The sequence below is a fragment of the Kitasatospora sp. NPDC057500 genome (assembly GCF_042802195.1).
Classification (GTDB): domain Bacteria; phylum Actinomycetota; class Actinomycetes; order Streptomycetales; family Streptomycetaceae; genus Kitasatospora.
Window position 1 is genome coordinate 1 of sequence record NZ_JBHVER010000143.1, and the last position, 21,524, is coordinate 21,524.

16 protein-coding genes and 1 pseudogene are annotated in these 21,524 nt (G+C 75.9%); 13 read left to right on the plus strand and 4 right to left on the minus strand.

What is annotated here, in order from left to right:
- Positions 1–37: 37 nt before the first annotated feature.
- On the minus strand, positions 38–1,180 hold the full coding sequence (locus ACFU74_RS25885; RefSeq protein WP_380760837.1) for a glycosyltransferase family 4 protein: 1,143 nt from the start codon (positions 1,178–1,180) through the stop codon (positions 38–40).
- A 323-nt stretch (positions 1,181–1,503) separates the two neighbouring features.
- Between ACFU74_RS25885 and ACFU74_RS25890 the strand changes: the two genes are divergently transcribed.
- The 11 genes and pseudogenes from ACFU74_RS25890 to ACFU74_RS25940 all read left to right on the plus strand — a co-directional run bounded on the left by ACFU74_RS25890 (position 1,504) and on the right by ACFU74_RS25940 (position 16,335).
- On the plus strand, positions 1,504–2,634 hold the full coding sequence (locus ACFU74_RS25890) for a glycosyltransferase family 4 protein (RefSeq protein WP_380760839.1): 1,131 nt from the start codon (positions 1,504–1,506) through the stop codon (positions 2,632–2,634).
- A gap of 444 nt (positions 2,635–3,078) precedes the next feature.
- Complete coding sequence (locus ACFU74_RS25895; RefSeq protein ID WP_380760841.1) at positions 3,079–4,863, plus strand: tyrosine-protein kinase family protein; 1,785 nt, start codon at positions 3,079–3,081, stop codon at positions 4,861–4,863.
- On the plus strand, positions 4,860–6,020 hold the full coding sequence (locus ACFU74_RS25900; RefSeq protein ID WP_380760842.1) for a glycosyltransferase: 1,161 nt from the start codon (positions 4,860–4,862) through the stop codon (positions 6,018–6,020). Before ACFU74_RS25895 ends, ACFU74_RS25900 begins: the two co-directional genes overlap by 4 nt.
- Positions 6,021–6,116: 96 nt before the next feature.
- A complete protein-coding gene (locus tag ACFU74_RS25905) occupies positions 6,117–7,202 on the plus strand; it encodes a GNAT family N-acetyltransferase (protein ID WP_380760844.1) in 1,086 nt (361 codons plus the stop codon).
- Positions 7,202–8,878, plus strand: coding sequence for a hypothetical protein (locus ACFU74_RS25910; RefSeq protein WP_380760846.1), 1,677 nt, complete (start codon positions 7,202–7,204; stop codon positions 8,876–8,878). The genes ACFU74_RS25905 and ACFU74_RS25910 overlap by 1 nt, the downstream gene beginning before the upstream one ends.
- On the plus strand, positions 8,875–10,077 hold the full coding sequence (locus ACFU74_RS25915; protein WP_380760848.1) for a DegT/DnrJ/EryC1/StrS family aminotransferase: 1,203 nt from the start codon (positions 8,875–8,877) through the stop codon (positions 10,075–10,077). The genes ACFU74_RS25910 and ACFU74_RS25915 overlap by 4 nt, the downstream gene beginning before the upstream one ends.
- Positions 10,078–10,216: 139 nt before the next feature.
- A pseudogene (gene mscL, locus ACFU74_RS25920) lies at positions 10,217–10,627 on the plus strand (large conductance mechanosensitive channel protein MscL); the annotation flags it as partial.
- 554 nt (positions 10,628–11,181) lie between these two features.
- Entirely contained in the window at positions 11,182–11,982 is an 801-nt protein-coding gene (locus ACFU74_RS25925; protein WP_380760850.1) for a DUF6643 family protein, read from the plus strand.
- Between the two features lie 351 nt (positions 11,983–12,333).
- Positions 12,334–13,212 (plus strand): MOSC domain-containing protein, encoded by an 879-nt coding sequence (locus tag ACFU74_RS25930; protein WP_380760852.1) that lies wholly within the window; start codon positions 12,334–12,336, stop codon positions 13,210–13,212.
- Positions 13,213–13,544: 332 nt separating this feature from the next.
- A complete protein-coding gene (locus ACFU74_RS25935) occupies positions 13,545–15,950 on the plus strand; it encodes a right-handed parallel beta-helix repeat-containing protein (protein ID WP_380760854.1) in 2,406 nt (801 codons plus the stop codon).
- 61 nt (positions 15,951–16,011) lie between these two features.
- Positions 16,012–16,335, plus strand: coding sequence for a DUF6191 domain-containing protein (locus ACFU74_RS25940; protein ID WP_380760856.1), 324 nt, complete (start codon positions 16,012–16,014; stop codon positions 16,333–16,335).
- 14 nt (positions 16,336–16,349) lie between these two features.
- Here ACFU74_RS25940 and ACFU74_RS25945 read toward each other — a convergent pair whose 3' ends face one another.
- From ACFU74_RS25945 to ACFU74_RS25955, 3 genes are all read right to left on the minus strand, one after another.
- Positions 16,350–16,934 carry a TetR/AcrR family transcriptional regulator gene (locus tag ACFU74_RS25945; protein ID WP_380760858.1) on the minus strand — a complete coding sequence of 195 codons (585 nt, stop codon included), beginning with the start codon at positions 16,932–16,934 and terminating at the stop codon, positions 16,350–16,352.
- A gap of 146 nt (positions 16,935–17,080) precedes the next feature.
- Positions 17,081–18,187: a PLP-dependent cysteine synthase family protein gene (locus tag ACFU74_RS25950; protein WP_380760860.1), complete on the minus strand. Its 1,107-nt coding sequence runs from the start codon at positions 18,185–18,187 to the stop codon at positions 17,081–17,083.
- 160 nt (positions 18,188–18,347) lie between these two features.
- Positions 18,348–19,526, minus strand: a complete 1,179-nt coding sequence (locus ACFU74_RS25955) for an ROK family protein (RefSeq protein WP_380760864.1) — start codon at positions 19,524–19,526, stop codon at positions 18,348–18,350.
- A 215-nt stretch (positions 19,527–19,741) separates the two neighbouring features.
- Between ACFU74_RS25955 and ACFU74_RS25960 the strand changes: the two genes are divergently transcribed.
- Together ACFU74_RS25960 and ACFU74_RS25965 are read left to right on the plus strand one after the other, a co-directional pair.
- Complete coding sequence (locus ACFU74_RS25960) at positions 19,742–20,893, plus strand: MFS transporter (protein WP_380760866.1); 1,152 nt, start codon at positions 19,742–19,744, stop codon at positions 20,891–20,893.
- A 29-nt stretch (positions 20,894–20,922) separates the two neighbouring features.
- Positions 20,923–21,492 carry a HutD family protein gene (locus ACFU74_RS25965; RefSeq protein WP_380760862.1) on the plus strand — a complete coding sequence of 190 codons (570 nt, stop codon included), beginning with the start codon at positions 20,923–20,925 and terminating at the stop codon, positions 21,490–21,492.
- Positions 21,493–21,524 lie beyond the last annotated feature (32 nt).

The window sequence follows — 21,524 nt, forward strand, 5'->3', positions numbered from 1 at the left end:
CCTAAAAGGCGCACCCGGCCCGGCGCACCGGGACGCGTCAGCCGCGTCCGCCCGCTCCGGCCGCTCCGCCGCGGTCGCAGATCTCGCTGAACAGGCGCTGCCAGGAGTCGGCCACCACGTCCAGGTCGCAGTGGGCCAGCGCGTGGGCGCGGGCGGCGGCGCCGAGGCCGGTGCGGTCGCCGGCCAGCACCTTGGCCAGCGCCTCGGCGAGGGCGGGCGGGTCGCCGGGGGCGACCAGCGCGCCGGTGGTGCCGTCCCGGACCACCGAGCTGACCCAGCCGACGTCGGTGGCGACGGCCGGCAGGCCCGCCATCGCGGCCTCGATCAGCACCCCGGGCACACCCTCGCTGTCGCTGGTGAGCAGCACGGCGTCGGCGGCCCGGTAGAGCGGGGCCGGGTCGGCGAGGGTGCCCAGGAAGTGGGCCCGGGCGGCGGCCGGATGTCGCTCCAGGGCGGAGCGTTGCGGGCCGTCGCCGGCCACGGCGAGGCGCACGTCGGGGAGCCGGTCGAGGGCGTCGAGGGCGAGGTCGAGGCGCTTCTCGGGGGCGATCGCGCCGAGCCAGGCGACCAGCAGGCCTTCCGGCGGCAGGCCCAGGGCCTGGCGGGCGGCGCGCCGGTCGGCCTCGCCGTCGGCGGGCGGGTAGCGGTCGGCGGCGCGGGCGTTGGGGATGGTGCGGACGTTGGCGGCGGGCAGCCGGAAGCGTTCGACCAGCAGGTCCCGGGCCCCGTCGGCGAGGGCGGTGACGGCGGCGGCGCGGTGCAGCAGGAATCCGGTGCGCAGCCGGCGGACCGGGCCGGGCGTCCAGTGCCGGGGGTCGCCGATGGAGACGTAGACGAACGGGGTGCGGGTGCCGGCGAGGGCGAGGGCGCAGGCGGGGAGGGTGGAGGACCCGTGGGCGACGACGAGGTCGGCGGTGCGGGCGGCGGTGCGCAGGGCGCCGAGGGTGCGGGGGTGGAGCCGGCCGGGGCCGAGCACGGGGGTGGCGAGGGTGTCCGGGGCGTCCGGGTGGGCGTCCGGGTGCGGGGCGAGGGCGCGCAGCGCGGAGGCCTGGCCCCGGCGGCGCAGTTCGCGGTGGAGGTCGCGGGCGAGGCCCTGCGCGCCCCGGCGGCGTGGATCGGTGATGAGGTGGAGGATGCGGGGGCGGGTTCCGGCCGTCCTGACCGGTGTCGCTTCAGGCATGGGACAGACCTTGGCACAGCGTCCGGCCTGGGACGACCCCTTCGCGCAACCCGGCGGTGGTCCGTGCGCCAGCGCGGGTACTCCCGAAGAGCGCCGGGAGCGCGCCGTCGTACGCCCCTCGGGGGGTCCGCGCGCCCCGATCAGCGCTGTCGTCCGCCCCCTGACGGTTCGGCAGCGGCCCTCCGGCGGCGCCCCCGGTGTGACCGAATCGCTGGCGGGCGCCGGTCGCGACCTGCGATGCTGAGCGGCAGTCAGGGCGCGGCCCGGCACGGGAGACCGGGCACGCCCAGGAGGGCGGGGGTTGGCCTGTGCATGTGCTCTATGTGATCGACAGCGTGAGCCGGGTCGGCGGGGCCGAGCAGGGCCTGGTGGCGATGGCCCCCCAGCTGGTGCGCGCCGGGGTGAAGCTCGACGTCGCCTACCTCAAGGACTCCCCCGGCGGCTTCCAGCCCGAGCTCACCGCGGCCGGGGCCGATGTGTTCGGGGTCGGCCGCCCCACCCGGGGACGCACCGTCGCCGCCCTGCACCGGCTGGTCCGCGAGCGCCGCCCGGACCTGGTGCACACCACGCTCTACGAGTCCGACGTGCTCGGCCGGGCGGCGGCGCTGGCGGCCCGCACCCCGGTGGTGACCAGCCTGGTCAACGCCTCCTACGGGCCGGAGCACCGCAACGCGCGCGGGCTGAGCCCGTGGAAGGTGCGGGCCGCGCAGACGGTGGACGCGGCGACCGCGCAGGGCACCCGGCGCTTCCACGCGCTGACCCGCTACGTGGCCGGGGCGATGGCGCGCCGGCTGCGGGTGCCCTCGCAGCGGATCGACGTGGTGCCGCGCGGGCGCGACCCGGAGCGCCTCGGCACCGTGACGCCGGACCGGCGGGCCGCCGTGCGCAACGCCCTGGAGCTGTCGCCGGACGTGCCGGTGGTGCTGGCGGCGGCCCGGCAGCAGTACCAGAAGGGCCTGGACGTGCTGTTGGAGGCCTGGCCGCAGGTGCTGCGGGCGGAGCCGGAGGCGGTGCTGCTGCTGGCCGGCAGCGAGGGCACCGAGACCGAGCGGCTGCGGGCGCTGGCCGATGCGAGCGGCGGGGTGCGCTTCCTCGGGCCTCGGGACGACGTGTTCGACCTGATGGCGGCCTCCGACGCGTTCGCCGTGCCGTCCCGCTGGGAGGGGCTGGGCAGCGCGGCGATGGAGGCGATGGGGGTCGGGGTGCCGCTGGTCGCCGCCGACGTGCCGGCGCTGCGCGAGACGGTCGGCTCGGAGGACTACGCGCGGCTGGTGACGCCGGAGCGGCCGGCCGCGCTGGCGGCGGCGCTGACCGACACCCTGGAGGACCGGGCCGCGGCGCGGGTGCGGGCGAAGGCGGCGCGGGCGCGGTTCCTGACCTCGTTCACGCTGCACCAGGTGTCGGCGCAGATGGTGGAGTTCTACGAGCGCTCGCTGCGGCTGCGGGCGGTCTGAGCGCGCCCGCCGGGCGGTGCCCGGGCCGGTGCCGGGCGGTGCCCGAACGGACCGGGCGGTGCCGTTCTGTCCGGATCCCGGCGGTGCGGGCCCGGTCGTCCGGGATCTCCCGGACGAGTATCGCCAAAGCGGTTGCGCCGCACGTCGGGGCTCGGGAAGCATCGCAAGGGGGACCGGCGGGGGCGGCGGTCGGCCTGCGCCGCTCACGGCGCACCGCCGGGGCCGGGCCACGCCGTGGGGAGCGCGTCGTCGAGACGTCGGCCGCGAGTCGTCAGGGGGGCGGGTTGCGACACCAAACGAGGGATTCCACCGTGCCCGCGAGGGCCGGCCGGTCACGCCCGGGGGCGTGACACCCCAGCGGTACCCGGACCCGCCGCGCTCCCGCCCGGGGCGCGACGGGCGCTGACAGCACCACCGCACCACCAACGCGAGGGGATCCAACCGGTGGAACCGGCAAACCACTTCACCGTCCTGCGGCGCTACTGGCGGCTGCTCGCCGGCTGCACGCTCGCCGCGCTGGTCGTCGGCTGGCTGCTCACCCCGGCCGGCGCCACGGTGGACAACGCCAAATGGGAGTGCAAGGTCGCGATCACCCCGGTCGCCGGCGCGGGCGACACCGTCCGCGCCGACCAGGTGCTCTCCTACGCGCAGGGCGCGGACGTCGCGGCCGCCGCCGCCAAGGCCCTCGGCATCGCCGACACCGCCGAGGTGATCGCCCGCCGGACCGTCACCGCCGACAGCCCCCAGATGCTGACCATCGCCACCACCGGCCCGACCAGGCAGTCCTGCTCCGACCTCGCCACCGCCTACTCGTCCGCGATCATCAAGGGCTACAGCGACGAGTCGGCCCGCAGCGCCGCCGAGACGATCAAGAAGCTGCAGGCCCAGGCGGACGCCCAGCAGCAGCAACTCAACGAGATCCAGGCCCAGTTCAACCGCTCCTCGGCCGCCGACCAGCCCAAGCTGCAGCCCAAGCTGACCGCCGCCAACACCTCGCTGACCACCACCCTCACCACGATCAGCAAGCTCGCCAACAGCGCCCAGACCGACGCCATCCAGCAGTGGGGCAGCATCGACGCCCGCCAGGGCAGCGGCAACCTGCTCTCCTCCCCCAGCCGCGGCGTCCGGCTCGGCCTCGCGGTCGCGCTCGGCCTCGCGCTCGGCGTCGTCGCGGCACTGATGCTCAGCCGGATGGACACCAGGCTGCGCAGCCGCAACGCCGTCGAGGAGGCGTTCAACCTCCCGGTGATCGGCGAGGTTCCGCACCTGTCGCGCCGTCAGCGCCGGGTGCGCGAACCGCTGGTGCGCGCCCGCCCGTCCGACCCGGCCGCCGAGGCGTACCGCTCGCTGCGCTCGACCCTGCTGCTCACCGGCCCCGACTCGCTGGCCCGGCCGGCCGGCGGCGACGACCGGGACCCGGCGCGGACCGTCTCGCGCCGGCTCGCCGAGCCCGCGCCGGTGGTCCTGGTCGCCTCCGGCTCCAGCCGCGACGGGCGCACCATCACCATCGCCAACCTGGCCGCCGCGCTCGCCGAGACCGGCCGCGAAGTGCTCGTCCTGGACTGCGACTTCCGCCACCCGCAGCTGCACGCCCACCTCGGCGTCGGCGACGGGCCCGGTATGGCCGAACTGCTCAGCGGCGAACGGCTCGGCGAACTGGACGACCTGGTGCGCCCGACCAACGTGGCCGGCGTCTCGCTGATCACCGGCGGCAACACCACCGCCTACCCGGCGGCGCTGGTGCTGCGGGCCGGCGAGGTGCTGCGCCGGGCCCGGCGGCACGCGGACGTCATCCTGGTCGACACCTCGCCGCTGCTGCACGCCAACGACGCCTACGACCTGGTGCAGCACGCGGACGCCGTGCTGGTGACCGTGCGCAGCGGAAACGTCACTCCGGAACAGGCCGACCGGGTGGCCGAACTGCTCTCGCGCACCGGCGTCCCGGTGGCCGGGGTGGCACTGCTCGGCACCTACGGCCCGTCCGGCCGGCGGCGGCGCGCCCCGGCGGGCGGCATCGGGACGAACGGCACGAACGGGACGGCCGGCCGGAACGGGCCGCCGGCCGCCGCGCCGGCGCGCCCGGCCGGGCCTGCGGCGGAGCGGGGCGCCGAACGCCCGGGCGAGCTCGGCGGCGGACGCACCACGCCCAGCTGGGCGCGGCGCCCGCCCGAGGACGACGGCGGCGGGCCCGGCGAACCGGCCCTGCTGCGCGAGGCGGAGGAGCGGTGAGCGGGTCCCCCACCGAGGCGGCCGGCGCCCCCGTCCGGGTGCTCTGGCTGGCCAAGGGCCTCGGCCGCGGCGGCGCCGAGCAGCTTCTCCTCAACTGCGCCCGCCACGCGGACCGTTCGCGCTACCGGATCGAGGTCGCCTACGTACTGCCGTGGAAGGACGCGCTCGCCCCCGCGCTCACCGAGGCCGGGGTGGCCGTGCACTGCCTGGGCGGCGCCCCGGGCACCCCGGGGCGCGCCGACCCGCGCTGGCCGCTGCGGCTGCGCGCGCTGCTCGCCGCCCGCCGCTACGGCCTGGTGCACACCCACATGCCCGTCCCGGCCGCCGCCACCCGGCTGCTCGCCCCCACCCTCGCGGGGGCCGCACCGCGGCTGGTGCACACCGAGCACAACGTCTGGGAGCGCTACCGCCCGGCCACCCGCTGGGCCAACGCGCTGACCTACCGGCGCAACGACGCGGTGATCGCCGTCTCGCACGCCGTCGCCCGGAGCATCCCGCCCGGCCGGCGCCGCCCCGGCGACTGGGTCACCGTGGTGCACCACGGCCCGGACCTGGCCGGCGCCCCCGGGGGTCCGGCCGCCCGGGCCGCCGCGCGCGCCGAACTCGGCCTGCCGGACGAGGCGTTCGTGGTCGGCACAGTCGGCAACCTCACCCCCAAGAAGGACCAGGCGACGCTGCTCGCCGCGCACGCCGCACTGCTGCGCACCCGCCCCGGCGCCCGGCTGCTGCTGGTCGGATCCGGTCCGCTGGACGCCCAACTGCGCGCCCGGGCCGCCGAACTGGGCGTCGCGGACAGCGTCGTCTTCGCCGGCTCGCGCGCCGACGTGCCCGAACTGCTGCCCGCCCTGGACGTGTTCACCCTGAGCTCGCGCCAGGAGGGCCTGCCGGTCGCACTGATGGAGGCGATGGCCAGCGGACTGCCCGCCGTGGTCACCCGGGTCGGCGGCATGCCCGAGGTGCTGGACGACGGCGGGCAGGGCTTCCTCGTCCCGCCCGGCGACCCGGCCGCGCTGGCCGGCGCGTTCGAGCGGCTGGCCGACGACCCGGACCTGCGCGCCCGGCTGTCCGCCGCCGCCCGGGAACGCGCCGAGCGCTTCGACGTGGCCGGCGCCCAACGCGCCGTCGAGGCGGTGTACGCGCGGGTCCTGCGGCACTGACCGCGCGCCCGCGCGGTGCGCCCCCCTGCGAGAACAGCGTTGCCCCGACGTTTCCCCGATAGCCCCCCGACCACCGATGGGAGAGCGAGTCCGGACGTGAGCGCCCCGCCCGCCCCCGCCGAGCTGACCTTCCGCCCGCTCGCCGAGTCCGACCTGCCCGCCGTGCTCGACCTGCTGACCGTCACCCTGGCGGGCGGCCCCACCGGCACCCGCACCGCCGACTTCTTCGCCTGGAAGCACCGCCGCAACCCCTTCGGCGCCAGCCCCGGCATGGTCGCCGAGACCCCGGACGGACGGCTCGCCGGCGTCCGGCTCTTCCTGCGCTGGCAGTGGCGCCGGGGCGGCGCGGACGGCGCGGACGGCGCCCAGGTGGACGCCGTCCGCCCGGTCGACACCGCCACCCACCCCGACTTCCAGGGCCGCGGCGTCTTCCGACGGCTCACCCTGGACCTGCTCGACGAGGTCGCCGACGAGGCCGCCCTGGTGTTCAACACGCCCAACGGCAACAGCCTGCCCGGCTACCGCAGGATGGGCTGGCAGGAGCTCGGCCGGGTGCCGATCTCGGTGCGCGCCGTCCGCCCGGCCGCCTTCGCCCGGGGCGTGCGCGCCGCCCTCGCCCGCCGCCCGGCCGGGCCCGCGCGCCCCGCCGGCGACGCCTGCCGACTGCCCACCGCCGCCGACTGGCTGGCCGCCCACACGGACGCCGGCGAGCACGGCCCGCTCGCCGAACTGCTGCGCGAACGCGCCGCCGCCGACGCCGCCGACCACCGGCTGGCCGTCCACCGCACCCCGGAGTTCCTGCGCTGGCGCTACGGCGACGCCCCCGGCCTGGACTACCGGGTGCTCACCGTCCACCGCGGCGACGAACTCACCGGCCTGGCCGTCGGCCGGCCCCGACGGCGCGGCCCGCTCGCCGAGTTCACCCTCGCCGACGTGATCGTGCGCCCCGGCGACCGGGGCAGCGCCGCCCGACTGCTGCGCGCCGCCGCCCGCGAGAGCGGCTGCGACCACGTCGCCACCCACCTCTCCCCCGGCACCGAGGCCGCCGACGCCGCCCTGCGCACCGGCTACCTGCCCGCCCCGCGCACCGGCATGACGCTCGCCGCCCGCACCCCCGCGGGACCCACCCCGCTCACCCCCGCCGACTGGCGGTTCAGCCTCGGCGACCTGGAGGTGTTCTGATGCCCGGGGCGCCCAGGGCCCCCGGGGTCCCCAAGGCGCCGGGGGTCCCCAAGGCGCCGGGGGTCCCCAAGGCGCCGGGGACCGCGGCGGCGGTGCTGAGCCGCGTCCCCTGGCCGTCCGCCGTCGCCGCCGCCCTGGTCACCGGCTACGTCACGCTCTTCGTGCTCGCCTCGGTGCACACCTCGTACGACACCTGGGGCGCGCTGCTGATCCTCCCGGCGCTGATGGCGATCGGCACCCCGATCCTGGCCCGGGTCGCCGCCGCCAACCCCGAACGGGACGTCTTCCGGCTGCTGCTGCTGGCGATGACCGCCAAGCTGCTCTGCGCCTTCCCCCGCTACCTGATGGCCTTCGTGCTGTACGGCGGCGCGGCCGACGCCAAGATGTACCACCAGAAGGGCGGCGACCTCGCCGCCTACCTCGACCAGGCCGACCTGCTCGGCGGCATCCACTACGACCTGGGCATGAAGGTCGCCGGCACCGGCTTCATCATCATCGTCACCGGCGTCGTCTACGCCGTCACCGGACCCTCGCTGATCGGCGGCTTCCTGGTCTTCTCCTGGCTGGGCTTCTGGGGGCTGCTGCTGTTCTGGCGGGCGCTGCAGATCGCCTTCCCCGAGGCGGACACCCGGAAGTACGCCAAGCTGGTCTTCTTCCTGCCCTCACTGCTGTTCTGGCCCTCCAGCATCGGCAAGGACGCCTGGATGATGTTCTGCCTGGGCCTGACCACCTACGGCACCGCGCGCCTGCTGGACCGCCGGTTCGGCGCCTTCGCCTGCATCGCGGCCGGCTCGCTGGGCACCGCGATGGTCCGCCCGCACGTCACCGCGCTGGCCGGGGCCGGCCTGATGGTCGCCTACGTGCTGCGCCGCCGTCCGCAGCAGGTCAGCGCGCTGGGGCCGCTGCGCACCATCCTGACCGCGGTCGTGCTGGGCGCGATGGCGGTGCTGATGCTCCAGCAGGTCTCCACCTTCTTCGGCACCGACGGGACCGGCGGCGACGCCGTCAACCAGGTGCTCTCGGAGACGTCCAGACGCACCAGCCAGGGCAACTCGATGATCAACCCGACCGCGCCCGACGACGCCTCGCCCGAGTTCAGCCTCAACCCGGCGGGCCTGCCGGTCGCGGTGGTCAGCGTGCTGTTCCGCCCGTTCCCGTTCGAGGCCTCGAACATCCAGAACCTCATCCAGTCGGTGGAGTGCTTCGCGCTGCTGGTGATGTTCGTCCGGGCCTGGCCGCGGCTGAGCCGGCTGCCCCGGTTGTTCGTGCAGCGCTCCTACGTGGCCTTCGCCGTGGTCTACACGCTGCTGTTCTGCTGGGCCTTCTCGACCATCAACAACATGGGCATCCTGTCCCGCGAACGGGTCCAGGTGCTGCCGCTCGCCCTGGTGCTGCTGGTCGTCCCGGCCGCCGCCGCGAGCCGCGGGACCGCCGCCACCCGCAGGCCGCCACCGGTCTGGCGGGTCGCGCCCGGGCAGTGGGGCGCGCGGCGGACGCGCCCGGCCCCGTCACCGCCACCGACCGCATCGCCACCGGCTGCCACCACACCGGTTGCCACCACACCGGCCGCGTCCGCACCGGCTGCCACCGCACCGGCCGCGTCACCGCCACCGGCCGCTCCACCACCGTCAACCGTGTCACCGTCACCGTCCCAGGGGGGATCGACCGCGCCATGACCACCGACACCACCGACACCCTTGCCCTGCCCGCCGCCCTCGGCGGCACGCCCGCCTTCCCCGACGGGCTGCCGCTCACCCGCGTCCAGGTGCCCGACCGCGCCGCGCTGCTGGAGCGGCTCGGCACCGTGCTCGACAGCGGACAGCTCACCAACGGCCGCACCGTCGCCGAACTGGAGGAGGCGTCGGCCGAACTCCTGGAGGTGCCGCACGTGGTGGCGGTCTCCAGCTGCACCACCGGACTGATGCTGGTCCTCCAGGCCGCCGGCGTCGACGACCGCCGCCCGGTGGTGATGCCCGGCTTCACCTTCTCCGCCACCGCGCACGCCGCGCACTGGGCCGGCGGCACCCCGCTGTTCGCCGAGGCCCGCGAGCAGGACATCACCCTCGACCCCGAGGACGCCGCCGCCAAACTGGCCGCCGCCGAGCGCCCGGCCGCGCTGATGGCCACCCACGTCTACGGCACGCCCTGCCAGGTCGAACGCCTCCAGGAGGTCGCCGACGCCGCCGGGGTTCCGCTGGTCTACGACTCCGCGCACGGCTTCGGCAGCCGCCGCAAGGACGTGCCGGTCGGCAACTTCGGCTACGCCGAGGTGTTCTCGATGAGCCCGACCAAGGTCGTGGTGGCCGGCGAGGGCGGCCTGGTCGCCACCCGCGACGCCGACCTCGCCCGCCGGCTGCGCATCGCCCGCGACTACGGCAACCCGGGCGACTACGACACGCTGTTCCCCGGCCTCAACGCGCGGATGAGCGAACTGCACGCCGCCCTCGGCCTCAACTGGCTGGCCGGCCTGCCCGAGCGGGTGGCCCACCGGACCGCGCTGGTCAAGGAGTTCGCCGCCGTCACCGCCGGACTGCCCGGCCTGCGGCTGGCCCTGCCGGAGGAGGGCGACACCTCCACCTTCAAGGACCTCACGCTCGTCCTGGACGCCGCCGCCTTCGGCCTCACCCCCCGCCAACTCGCCGACGCGCTGCGGGCGGAGGGCATCGACTCGCGCCGCTACTTCCACCCGCCGGTGCAGCGCCAGCGCGCCTACGCCCACCTCGGCCGGGCCGAGTCGCTGCCGCTCACCGACCGGCTCGCCGAATCGGTGCTCACCGTGCCGCTCTGGTCGCAGATGGACGCGGCCACCGTGCGGCGGATCGCGGACGCGGTGGTCCGGATCCAGCCGTACGCGGAGCGTCTGCGCGCCGCCTGACCCGGACGGGTCCGGGCGCGGGCCCCGTTACGCGGTTCGGGTGACGCCGGTTGGACCGCGGGCCCGCCCGGTCGGCAGGATGTCCGGCCGGGGCCCGCGGTCCCGACCCACCCTCCCCCGTACGTGTTTGGAGTTCCCGGTGCTCAAGGGATTCCGCAGCTTCCTGCTGCGTGGAAACGTGGTCGACCTGGCGGTCGGCATCGTGATCGGCGCGGCCTTCACGGCCGTGGTCACCGGGTTCGTCACGGCGTTCCTCACCCCGCTGGTCGGGGTGGCGACCGGCGCGGTCGGCGACTTCAGCCAGAAGACCTTCGACGTGGCCGGCACCCGGTTCCCGTACGGGGTCTTCGTCAACGCGCTGATCGGCTTCGTGCTGGTGGCCGCGGTGATCTACTTCGTCGTGGTGGTGCCGGTCGGCCGGCTCCAGGCGCGACTGGACGGCGACAAGCCGGCGCCGGCCGCCAAGGCGGACTGCCCGGAGTGCCTGAGCGCGATCCCGGCCGCGGCGGTGCGCTGCTCCTTCTGCACCACCGAGGTGGCCGGCCTGCCGGGCTTCCCCGCCCAGCGCGGCCCCGTCGAGCCTCCGGCCGAGCAGTCCGCCGCGCAGGGCGCCGAGCCCGCCGCCGGGCGGGCGGCCGACCGGTCCACCGAGGAGTCCGCCGACGCCGGCGAGAAGGCCGCCGCGGAGTCCGACGAGCCCCAGCCCGCTCCGGCGCGCTGAGAACGGTCCCGGCCACCACCTCGGCCGGGTCCCGCACCGGGCCCCATACCGGCCCTGACGGGGACTTTATTCCCCAAACATTCACGAGCCCCCGCCGCGCCCCCGGCGGGGGCTCGAATGCGCCGGTACGCGCCCCGCCCGCAGAAGTTTCTTCGACGGTCCCCGAACCGTCCACCGGCCCGTCACCGCACGGATCTTCGCCACCCCCGTCCGAGCGCCGTTCGAACCCCGCGACCCCACCTGACGGTGGCCGGAACTCGACGCCGGAATGTCCGTTCTTCCTACTTTCGAGACCTTTGTTCGAGCGAAGCTTGTGTAAACACTCGAACTGCTCGGCCTCCCAGTCTCCTCAGCAGCCGCGTTGTGGGCTTACCGTATGCCCCATGACCTCGCCCCGCTCCTACGACGGAGTCGGCTACCCCCCTCCGTCCTTCTCCTCCGGCACGCCCATCTACGACAGCCTCGTCGCAGAGCGCGGTGTCCCGCAGATCGCGCCCATCAACGTGCCGGCCGCCCTGCCGCCGGCCCTGTCGACCGGTTACGGATCCGGCCTCTCCGGCCCGTCCTACGAGAACAACCGGTACGGCACCGGGTACGACAGTCCCGGCGGCAACCTCCCCGCCCTGCCGCCCGCCCGCCTCGCCCTGGGCCCCGGCCCGAGCAGCGCACCCTCCTCCGGCCCGGCCACCGCGTACATCCCGGCGCAGCCCGCGCCCGCGTACGCCGCCGCGCCCCAGCCGCCGGTCCCCGGCTACGGCGGCCCGCAGCCGTACCTGCCCGGCCAGCGCCCGCAGACCCCGGCCCCGGGCTTCACCCAGGCCTCCACCGGCGGGTACCAGCCGTCCGGCGGCCAGAGCTTCGGCGGCCAGAACACCTTCGTCGGCGGCCACGGCGGCCCGCAGACCTTCGGCGCGCAGCCGGCCGGCGGCCCCGCCGGTCCGCAGGGCACGGCCGGCCAGCCGCAGGCCCCGCAGCCGTTCGGCGGGCCGCAGGGCTTCGTCGGCCACGGCGCCCAGCCGGGCGGTTTCGGCGGCTCCGGCGAGCAGTCCTTCGGCGGCGCCCAGCTGCGCCCGGCGGTCACCCCGGTCGCCCCGGTCCGCCCGATGCAGCCGCAGCGGCCGGGCCCGTACGGCGAGCCCGGCCAGTTCCAGCAGGGCTACCAGCCGCAGGCCCAGGGCTACTGAGGCCGCCGAACGGCTGGAGGCACCGAAGCCGCTGACACCTCCGGGCCGGCCCCACCCGGCCCGCACCCGCACCACCTAGCACCACCCGGCGTACCCACAGCCGCCGGGCGTACGGAGAAACGGGTCATCCACGGACCGCCCGGAACGCCGCCCCACCTTGGCGTTCCGGGCGGTCCGTGCGCATTCGGGCACCCGCCGGAGCACTCGCCGAGGCCCACGTCGAGGCACACGTCGAGGCACACGTCGAGCGCACATCGAGCGGACGCGTCCGAGCAGGTCGGGGCACATCGGCCCGGATCCGCCGCCGACCGCGCCTGCCGCCGGCCCGGGCGCGGCTGGCAGGATGGGGGAATGCAGCTCACCGGACTCCACGTCTACCCCGTCAAGTCCATGTACCGCCTGAGCCCCGAGAGCGCCCGCGTCGAACCGTGGGGCCTGGCCGGCGACCGCCGCTGGATGCTCGCCGACGCCACCGGCCGGTTCGTCAGCCAGCGCGAGAACGCCGCCCTGGGCCAGGTCCGCGCCGAGCTCACCCCCACCGGGGCCCTCGTGCTCACCGCCCCCGACGGCACCCGCGCCGAGGTCCCCGCCCCCGCCGTCGCGGACGGCGACGCGCTCGCCGACGTCGAGGTCTGGGGCACCCGCTTCCGCGCCGCCGAGGCCGGCAAGGAGGCCCAGCTGTGGATCGCCGAGCACATCGGCGACTACCGGCTGGTGCACCTGGACGACCCGCGCGCCCGGCCCGTCGACCCGCACTTCTCCTCCCCCGGCGACACCGTCTCGATGGCCGACGGCTTCCCGCTGCTGCTCACCACCACCGCCTCGCTCGCCGAGCTCAACGCGCTGATCGCCGCCGAGCACCCGGACGGCCACGAGGAGCTGCCGATGGAGCGGTTCCGCCCCAATCTGGTGGTCTCCGGCAGCGAGCCGTGGGCGGAGGACGGCTGGCGGCGGCTCAGGATCGGCGAGCTGACCTTCCGGGTGGTCAAGCCGTGCGGGCGCTGCGTGGTCACCACCACCGACCAGGAGAGCGGCGAGCGGCGCGGCCCCGAGCCGCTGCGCACCCTGGCCCGGCACCACCGGCTGCTGAAGAAGGCCGCGTTCGGGCAGAACCTGATCCCCGAGCGCCCGGCCGGCGCCGACGGCGACGCGCTCGGCACGCTGCGGCTGGGCGACGGGGTCGAGGTGCTGGAGGACGGCGCGCACTGGCCGGCCGACCTCAAGGTCTGACGGCGGGCGCCCGCTCGCGCGCGCCCGCTGCCGCACCCGCGTCCCGGAACCGGACGTGTGCGCGCTCGTTGAAACAGGCTGACGCGTGCGGCGGACCCGCGGCCGGGGCGCAGCCGACCCTCGGCCGACCCGCGGCCGGGGCGCAGCGGCCGTCTGCGGTCCGGCCGTGCGTCCGGCCCGCCCCGGCCCGTGCGGCCGGATCACCCGCGCGAGCGCGCTACGGTGGGCGGACGACCCGCGCACCCGGGGTGCGCCGCGTCCGGGCGCACCGCGTCCGCGTGCGTCCGGTCCGCAGATCGCCGGCTCGATGAAGGTGGGGACGACAGACCGTCATGGCTGAGCACAGGGTCCGGGTCACCCAGGACAGCGCATCCCGCTGGCGGCGCCGCGCCGGCGAGTACGACACGCTCACGGAGGCCCTGGCGGCCGCGGAACCGGGCGACACGGTGACCGTGCGACCGGGCACCTTCCGGGAGAACGTGGTCGTGGACAAGGTGGTGACGGTCGTCGCCGCCCAGGGCCCCGGCAGCGTCCGGATCGACCCGCCGGGCGGGGTGCCGCTCACCGTCACCGCCGCGGCGACCGTCCGCGACCTGGTGATCGAGGGCAGCGACCGGTCCGCCCCGGCCGTCCTGGTCACCGGCGCGGACGCGACACCCTCATTCACCGGCTGCCGGGTGGAGACCCACTCGGCGGCCGGGGTCGAGGTGACCGGCGGCGCCCGGCCGACCCTGAAGGGCTGCGTGGTCGCCAACCCGGACGGCCTGGGGCTGCGGCTGCGCGGCGAGGGCACCGCCGCCGCCTTCGAGGACTGCGAGGTCGCCGCCGCCGGCCAGGCCGGTCTCGCGGTGCTCGGCGGCGCGACCGCCGCACTGGAGCGCTGCCGGGTGCACCACGCCGCCGGCGCGGGCGTGCTGCTCTCCGACCCGGGCAGCGCGGCCGAGCTCACCGGCTGCGAGATCTACGAGATCCGCGGCAGCGGGGTGCAGGCCGAGGCCCAGGCGGGCGGGCGGCTGGTCGACTGCGAGATCCACCGGGTCACCGGCAACGGCCTCACCCTGGACGGCGAGGCCGAGCTGGTGCTCACCGGCTGCCGGGTGCACGACGTGCCGGAGAACGCCGCCGACCTGCGCGGCCGGGCCCGGCTCAGCCTCGCCAACTCCACCGTGCGGGACTTCGGGCGCGGGGCGCTCTCGGTCTGGGACCAGGGCACCGAGGCGAGCGCCGAGTCCTGCCAGATCCACGGCTCCAACGGCGAGTACCCGGCGCTGTGGGTGAGCGACGGCGCCCGGCTCACGCTCACCGACTGCGCGCTGCACGACCTGCCGGACGCGCTGTTCGTGCTGGACCGCGACTCCGCGGCCGTCGCCGAGGGCTGCTCGTTCAGCCGGATCCGCAGCTCGGCGGTGTCGGTCAGCGGCGGGGCGACGGTGACGCTCACCGGCTGCCGGGTCCAGGAGGCGGGCACCGGGCTGTGGTTCCGCGACCACGGCAGCGGGGGCGTGCTGACCGGCTGCGAGATCTCCGACGTGGCGACCGGTGTGATCGTCACCAAAGGTGCCGACCCGGTGCTGCGGGACTGCACCGTCCGGGCCGGTTCGGACGCCGGCGTCTACGTCTCCGCCCAGGGCCGGGGCACCTTCGAGGACTGCCGGGTGTCGCACGGCAAGGGCTTCGGCTTCCACATCATCGACGGCTGCCGCACGGTGCTCACCCGGTGCCGGGCCGAGCAGAACGAGCGGGCCGGCTTCGAGTTCTCCGAGCCGGGGCCGGTGGTGGAGGGCTGCACCTCGGACGACGTGCCGGCCGCGACCGCGGCTCCGACCGAGATCCCCGCCCCGCGCGCCCAGCTCGCAGCCACCGCCGCGCCCCTGGCCGCCTCCGCTCCCGCCGCGGCGGTGATCGGGCCGATCCCGGACTGCCGGCCCGCCGACGAGGCGCTCGCCGAGCTCGACGGGCTGGTGGGCCTGGCCACCGTCAAGCAGGAGGTGCGGACGCTGATCGACCTCATCTCGGTCGGGCGGCGGCGGCAGCAGGCCGGGCTCAAGGCGCCCTCGCTCCGCCGCCACCTGGTCTTCACCGGTGCCCCCGGCACCGGCAAGACCACGGTGGCACGGCTGTACGGCGAGATCCTCGCCTCGCTCGGGGTGCTGCAACGCGGCCACCTGGTCGAGGTGGCCCGGGTGGACCTGGTCGGCGAGCACATCGGCTCCACCGCGATCCGCACCGCCGCCGCCTTCGACCGGGCGCGCGGCGGCGTCCTGTTCATCGACGAGGCGTACGCGCTGGCGCCGGAGGACGGTGCCCGCGACTTCGGGCGGGAGGCGATCGACACGCTGGTGAAGCTGATGGAGGACCACCGGGACGAGGTGGTGGTCATCGTGGCCGGCTACACGGCCGAGATGGAGCGTTTCCTCTCCGCCAACCCCGGTGTGTCGTCGCGGTTCTCGCGCACCGTCGCCTTCCCCGACTACTCGGCCGAGGAACTGCTGGAGATCGCCCGCGCCCAGTGCGCCGAGCACGAGTACGCGCTCGCCGACGCCACCGAGCGTGCCCTGCTCGACCACTTCGCCGGCATCGAGCGCGGCCCCAACTTCGGCAACGGCCGCACCGCCCGCCAGGTCTTCGAGACCATGGTCGAACGGCACGCCATGCGGATCGCCCAACTCCCCGACGCCTCCACCGAGGACCTCCAACTCCTCGTCCCCGCCGACCTCCCGGGCCCCCGCCTGCCGTAGCGCGCGACCGGCGCGGAGGCGGGAGGGAACTCCGGTCTGCGGCATGCCCGTTGGACCTGCCATGAGCACCCTCCTCACGGGCGCGGCCGGCGGCCTGCTGCTCCCGGCCTTCCTGGTCGTGGTCTTCTTCCTCGGGGCCGCCGGGCGGCGGCTGCTCGCCCGGACGGGCGGGCGCGGGGCCGGGGAGGACGGGCGCGGGGCCGGCGCGGCGGCCACCGAGGAACTGCACGCGCTGCTGTACCCGGGCAAGCGGGCGCAGTTGGAGCAGCGGCGGGTGGAGCTGGTGCTGCGGGAGGACGAGAACGGCGGGGCGCCGGGGCGGACCGGGATCGACCTCACCGGCGGCCGGGCGGTGATCCGGGGCCACGACGCCCGCCGGTCGTAGCGGCGGCGCGCCGGTCAGACGCGTTCGCCGGCGAGCATCAGGGTGATCAGGAGGTCCAGGCGGTCCTCGGCGAGGTCGGGGCGCAGGCGTCCGCTGCGGGTGAGGGTGACCAGGCCGTGCAGGGCGGTCCAGACGAGTTCGGTGAAGGTCTCCGGGTCGTGGCGCCCGGAGACCTCGCCGACCGGGCCCGCCAGGGCGGTGAAGGCCTCCTTGAGCTGCTCGGGGGCCCCGGGCCGGCCGAAGGGGAGGCCGGTCGCGTGGGTGAACATCGCGTCGTAGAGGGCGGGGTGGGCGGCCGCGAACGCCGCGTAGGCGCCGACGACGGCGGTGAACGCCTCGACCGGGCCCTCGGCGTTGCGCGGCGCCTCCCGCAGTTCTCCGGCGAGTTCCTCGAAGCCCTCCAGGGCGACGGCGGCGACGATCGCGTCCCTGTTGGCGAAGTGGCTGTAGAGGACGGGCTGGCTGTACTCGATGAGCGCGGCCAGCTTGCGGACCGTCACCGCCTCCCAGCCCTCGTCCTCGGCGAGGTCGCGAGCGGTCCGGACGATCAGTTGATGCCGTTCGGCGCGTTCGCGCTCGCGGCGGTCGTAGGCTGTCACGCCAAATATCCTAGCAGTGCTAGATATTCGAGCGATGCCCGTACTGATGTTCTACGGAGCTCCTGGCGCCGCTAGGACTTCTGGCGGACGGCTCCTCACCGAGCACCCGCGCACAGGGTCCTGACCCCGCGCAACGGCACGCCCCGTCAGCCGGTCCAGTCGCCACCGGCGAGGAAGGACTCCAGGCCCGCCAGCCACGGCGCGATGTCGATCCGCTCGCCCGCCAGCCAGTCGTCCGAGTAGTACTTGTCGAGGTAGCGGTCGCCCGGGTCGCAGATCAGGGTGACCACACTGCCGCGCTCCCCCGCCGCCCGCATCTGCGCGACGATCCGCAGCGCGCTCCACAGCCCGGTCCCGGTGGACGCGCCCGCCTTCCGCCCGAGCACCCGGTCCAGCATCCGCACCGCGGCGACCGAGGCCGCGTCCGGCACCTTCATCATCCGGTCGACCGCGCCCGGCACGAAGCTCGGCTCCATCCGGGGCCGCCCGATCCCCTCGATCCGCGAGCCGCGGTCGCACACCGCGTCCGGGTCGTCGTGCACCCAGCCGTCGAAGAAACAGGAGTTCTCCGGGTCGGCGACGCAGATCCGGGTGTCGTACTGCATGTAGTGGACGTACCTGGCGATGGTCGCCGAGGTGCCGCCGGTGCCGGCGGTGGCCACGATCCAGGCCGGCTCGGGGTGCGGCTCCAGGCGCAGCTGGGCGAAGACCGACTCTGCGATGTTGTTGTTGCCCCGCCAGTCGGTGGCCCGCTCGGCGTAGGTGAACTGGTCCATGTAGTGGCCGCCGGTCTCCTCGGCGAGCCGGGCCGAGGCCTCGTACACCTCGTCCGGCCGGTCCACCAGGTGGCACTCGCCGCCGTGGAACTCGATCAGGTCGATCTTGGCCTGGCTGGTGGACTTGGCCATCACCGCGATGAACGGCACCCCGACGAGCTGCGCGAAGTACGCCTCGGAGACGGCCGTGGACCCGCTGGACGCCTCGATCACCGGCTTGCCGGGGCGGATCCAGCCGTTGCAGAGCCCGTAGAGGAACAGCGAACGCGCCAGCCGATGCTTGAGCGAGCCGGTCGGGTGGGTCGACTCGTCCTTGAGGTAGAGGTCGATCCCCCACTCCGCCGGGAGCGGGAAGCGCAGCAGGTGGGTGTCGGCCGAGCGGTTGGCGTCCGCCTGGACCTTGCGGACCGCTTCCTTGAGCCAGCTCCGGTACGCCGGGTCGGAACGGTCCACGTCCGCCGTCGGGTCGATCCCCATGTGCCACTCTCCTCGTGCGAGTCCTTGGAAGCCCCCCTCCGATTGCTCACAACGAGTGTACGAGTGTCACGATAAGTAACATTATCCGAAGCTCTAGGCTCCGCTTATCTTCCCGTCCTCCCGCCTCCCGCCCTCCCGCCCCTCCCGCCCCGCTCCCCGCCTACCCGGCGGTCACCGACTGCGGGTCCGCCAGGTACGGCAGCCAGCCCAGTTCGGCCGCCCCGGCCAGCGCGCTGTGCTTCAGCTCGGCGCCGACGATCGGCACCCGGCCGCTGCGCCCCCACAGGCTGCGCTCGGCGACGACGGCGCGCAGCCGGTCCGGCGCGGCCTCCAGCAGGTCCAGGTGCAGCCCGCTGAGCACCACCCGGTCCGGGTTGAGGATGTTGGCGACCCCGGCCAGACCGAGCCCGAGCCGGTCGATCACGTGCTCCACCGCCGCCCGGGCCCGCTCGTCGGTGGCGGCGGCCCGGCAGAGTTCGCCGGCCTGGTCGAGCAGCGGCCGGCCCGGGTCCGGCGTCAGCCCGGCGGCGGCGAACAGCGCGTCCGGGTCGGTCTCCGAGTTGAGGCAGCCCCGGTTGCCGCAGCCGCAGGGCCGGCCCTGCGGATCCACGGTCAGGTGGCCGACCTCCAGGGCGAGTCCGGCGCTGCCGGTGTGCAGCCGCCCGTCGATGACCAGCGCGCCACCGACGCCGCGGTGGCCGGAGGTGACCAGCAGCAGGTGCCGCGCGCCACGGCCGGCGCCGTGCCGGTACTCGGCGAGGGCAGCCAGGTTGGCGTCGTTGGCGATCGCGGTGGGCAGCGGGTCGAACGCGCGCGGACCGTGGTCGGCGCGCCCCACCTCCACGTCGTAGAGGTCGGCGACCGGCGTGCCGCTGGGCCAGGCGAAGTGCAGCGCGGCGAGCGCGGTGCCGTCCGGCTCGGTGACCGGGTTGGGCAGCGCGAGCGCCGCACCGAGGCAGCGCCGCTCGGTCTCCCTGGCGAGTTCGGCGCCCGCCTGGGCGACGGCGCGCAGCATCCGCACCGGGTCGGTGGCGGCGGGCAGCGGCAGGTGGACCGGCGGGTCGAGCAGTCCGCCGAGGCCGGCCAGGGTGACGCTCAGGCCGTCGGCGTGGATCTGCCCGGCGACCACCACCGGGCCCGCCGGGTCGATGGCGAGCCGGTGCGAGGGTCGGCCGCGGCCGCCGCCGGCCGGGCGGGAGTCGACCGTGATGAGGCCGAGGGCCTCCAGTTCGGCAGTGACCGCTCCGGCGGTGGCCCGGGTGACGTCGAGCGCCCGGGTGAGCGCCGAGCGGGTCGGGGCCTGGCCGGTGTGGATCAGCTGCAGCGCGGGGCCGAGCAGCGTCCGCCCCCGGTCGGGGGCCGCGCGGCGGTGGGCGTCGCGCTGCGCGTCGTGGTCGGTCCCGGCCCCGGGCTTCGGGCTTGAAGGTGAGAGCTGCACGGACCTATTGTTACTTTGTGTCGCCCCGAAACAAAATCCATGCCCTCGGTCGGCCCCACCGGCCGTCCCCCCAGTCTTGCAGCACCCCCGCCGAATCCCCCACCCCCTCCGCGCACATCCGTGCCTCTTGGGGCACCGCCCGGCTCGCCCTCACCGCCTTCTTCGCCGTCGACGGCCTGCTCTTCGCCGCCTGGGTCGTCCGCATCCCGGACATCCGCAGCCAGGTCGACGCCTCGCACAGCGCCCTCGGGCTCGCCCTGCTCTGCGTCTCCGCGGGCGCCGTCGCCACCATGCCGATCGTCGGCCGGCTCTGCCTGCGGTACGGCTCCCGGCCGGTCACCGCCGCCTCGCTCGGCCTGCTCGCGCTCTCCGTCCCGCTGCCCGCGCACACCCACTCGGTCGCGGCGCTCAGCGGCGTCCTGCTGCTCTTCGGAGCCGGCTACGGCGGGGCCAACGTCGCCATGAACAGCGCCGCCGTCGAGATCGTCGGCGAACTCAAGCGCCCGGTCATGCCCAGCTTCCACGCCGGGTACAGCCTCGGCGGCCTGCTCGGCGCGGGCATCGGCGGCCTGCTCGCCGGCCCCCTCACGGCCGCCCAGTGGCTCGCGCTGGCCGGACTCGCCGGGCTGGTGGTCTCGGTGGTGGCGGGCGTCGCACTGCTCCGCAGCCCGGCGGCCCGGCCGGTCGCCACCGCCCGCTCCGCCGCCTCCCCCGCCCCGTCCGCCCCGTCCGGCGGCCGGCTGCTCGTCCTCCTGCTCGGCCTCACGGCGCTCTGCACCGCCTACGGCGAGGGCGCCATCGCCGACTGGGCCACCCTGCACCTCACCGACGACGTCCACGCCGGCGCACGGGTGGCCGCCGCCGGCTACGCCGCCTACGCGCTCGCCATGACCACCGGCCGGATCGGCGGCACCTGGCTGTCGATGCGCCTCGGCCAGCACCGGGTGATGGCCCTCGGCGGCCTCACCGCGGCGGGCGGAATGCTGCTGGCGGCGCTCGCTCCGCTGGTGGTGCCGGCCCTGGCCGGGCTCGTCCTGGTCGGGCTGGGGCTGGCCAACATCTTCCCGCTCGCCATCGCCCGGGCCGGCGCCACCGGCGGCCCGCAGGGCGTCGCCCTCGCCTCCACGCTCGGCTACGCGGGCATGCTGATCGGCCCGCCGGTGATCGGCTTCCTCGCCGACGCGACCAGCCTGCCGCTCGCCCTCACCACCGTCGCCGCCGCCGCGGCCACCGCCGCCGTCCTCTCCGTGACCGCCCGCCGCCGCTGACCCGGCCCGCCCCGTGCGAGGATCGCGCCATGACGAACAGCACCGCCCCGGTCCGGTTCCTGCGCGCTGCCGAGCGGCCGGCCACGGCGTGGCGCAACGGGGGTGGGGTGACCCGGGAGGTCGCCGGATTCCCCGAGGGCTCCGGGCTGGACGACTTCCGGTGGCGGGTGAGCCTCGCCGACGTCGCCGCGGCCGGGCCGTTCTCCGCGTTCCCGGGCGTCGACCGGGTGATCACCCTGGTCGAGGGCCCGGGCATGGCGCTCACCGTCGACGGCACCGAGCACGTCGTCGACACCCCGTTCCGCCCGTTCGCCTTCCCCGGTGACGCGGCCACCGACTGCCGGCTGCTCGGCGGCCCGCTCGTCGACTTCAACGTGATGACCCGCCGCGGCCACGCGACCGCCGGCCTCCTCCTCACCGAGCAGCCCGGACCGGTCCCGGTCCCGGCCGACGCCACCGTGCTGCTGGTCTGCCTCTCCGGCACCGCCGTTCTCGACGGCACACCCCTCACCCGCTACGACGCCGCCCTCCTCACCACCCCGGCCGCCCACGAGCTGCGCCACGCCGGCGTCACCGCCGTCATCACCCTCCGCAGCTGACGCCCCAGCACATCGCGGCGTGGGAAGTCGGC

Coding starts and splice junctions, on each gene's coding strand:
- ACFU74_RS25965 (WP_380760862.1), top strand. CDS start 20,923: ATGACGAACAGCACCGCCCCGGTCCGGTTCCTGCGCGCTGCCGAGCGG.
- ACFU74_RS25885 (WP_380760837.1), bottom strand. CDS start 1,180: ATGCCTGAAGCGACACCGGTCAGGACGGCCGGAACCCGCCCCCGCATC.
- ACFU74_RS25940 (WP_380760856.1), top strand. CDS start 16,012: ATGAGCACCCTCCTCACGGGCGCGGCCGGCGGCCTGCTGCTCCCGGCC.
- ACFU74_RS25950 (WP_380760860.1), bottom strand. CDS start 18,187: ATGGGGATCGACCCGACGGCGGACGTGGACCGTTCCGACCCGGCGTAC.
- ACFU74_RS25935 (WP_380760854.1), top strand. CDS start 13,545: ATGGCTGAGCACAGGGTCCGGGTCACCCAGGACAGCGCATCCCGCTGG.
- ACFU74_RS25915 (WP_380760848.1), top strand. CDS start 8,875: ATGACCACCGACACCACCGACACCCTTGCCCTGCCCGCCGCCCTCGGC.
- ACFU74_RS25910 (WP_380760846.1), top strand. CDS start 7,202: ATGCCCGGGGCGCCCAGGGCCCCCGGGGTCCCCAAGGCGCCGGGGGTC.
- ACFU74_RS25925 (WP_380760850.1), top strand. CDS start 11,182: ATGACCTCGCCCCGCTCCTACGACGGAGTCGGCTACCCCCCTCCGTCC.
- ACFU74_RS25930 (WP_380760852.1), top strand. CDS start 12,334: ATGCAGCTCACCGGACTCCACGTCTACCCCGTCAAGTCCATGTACCGC.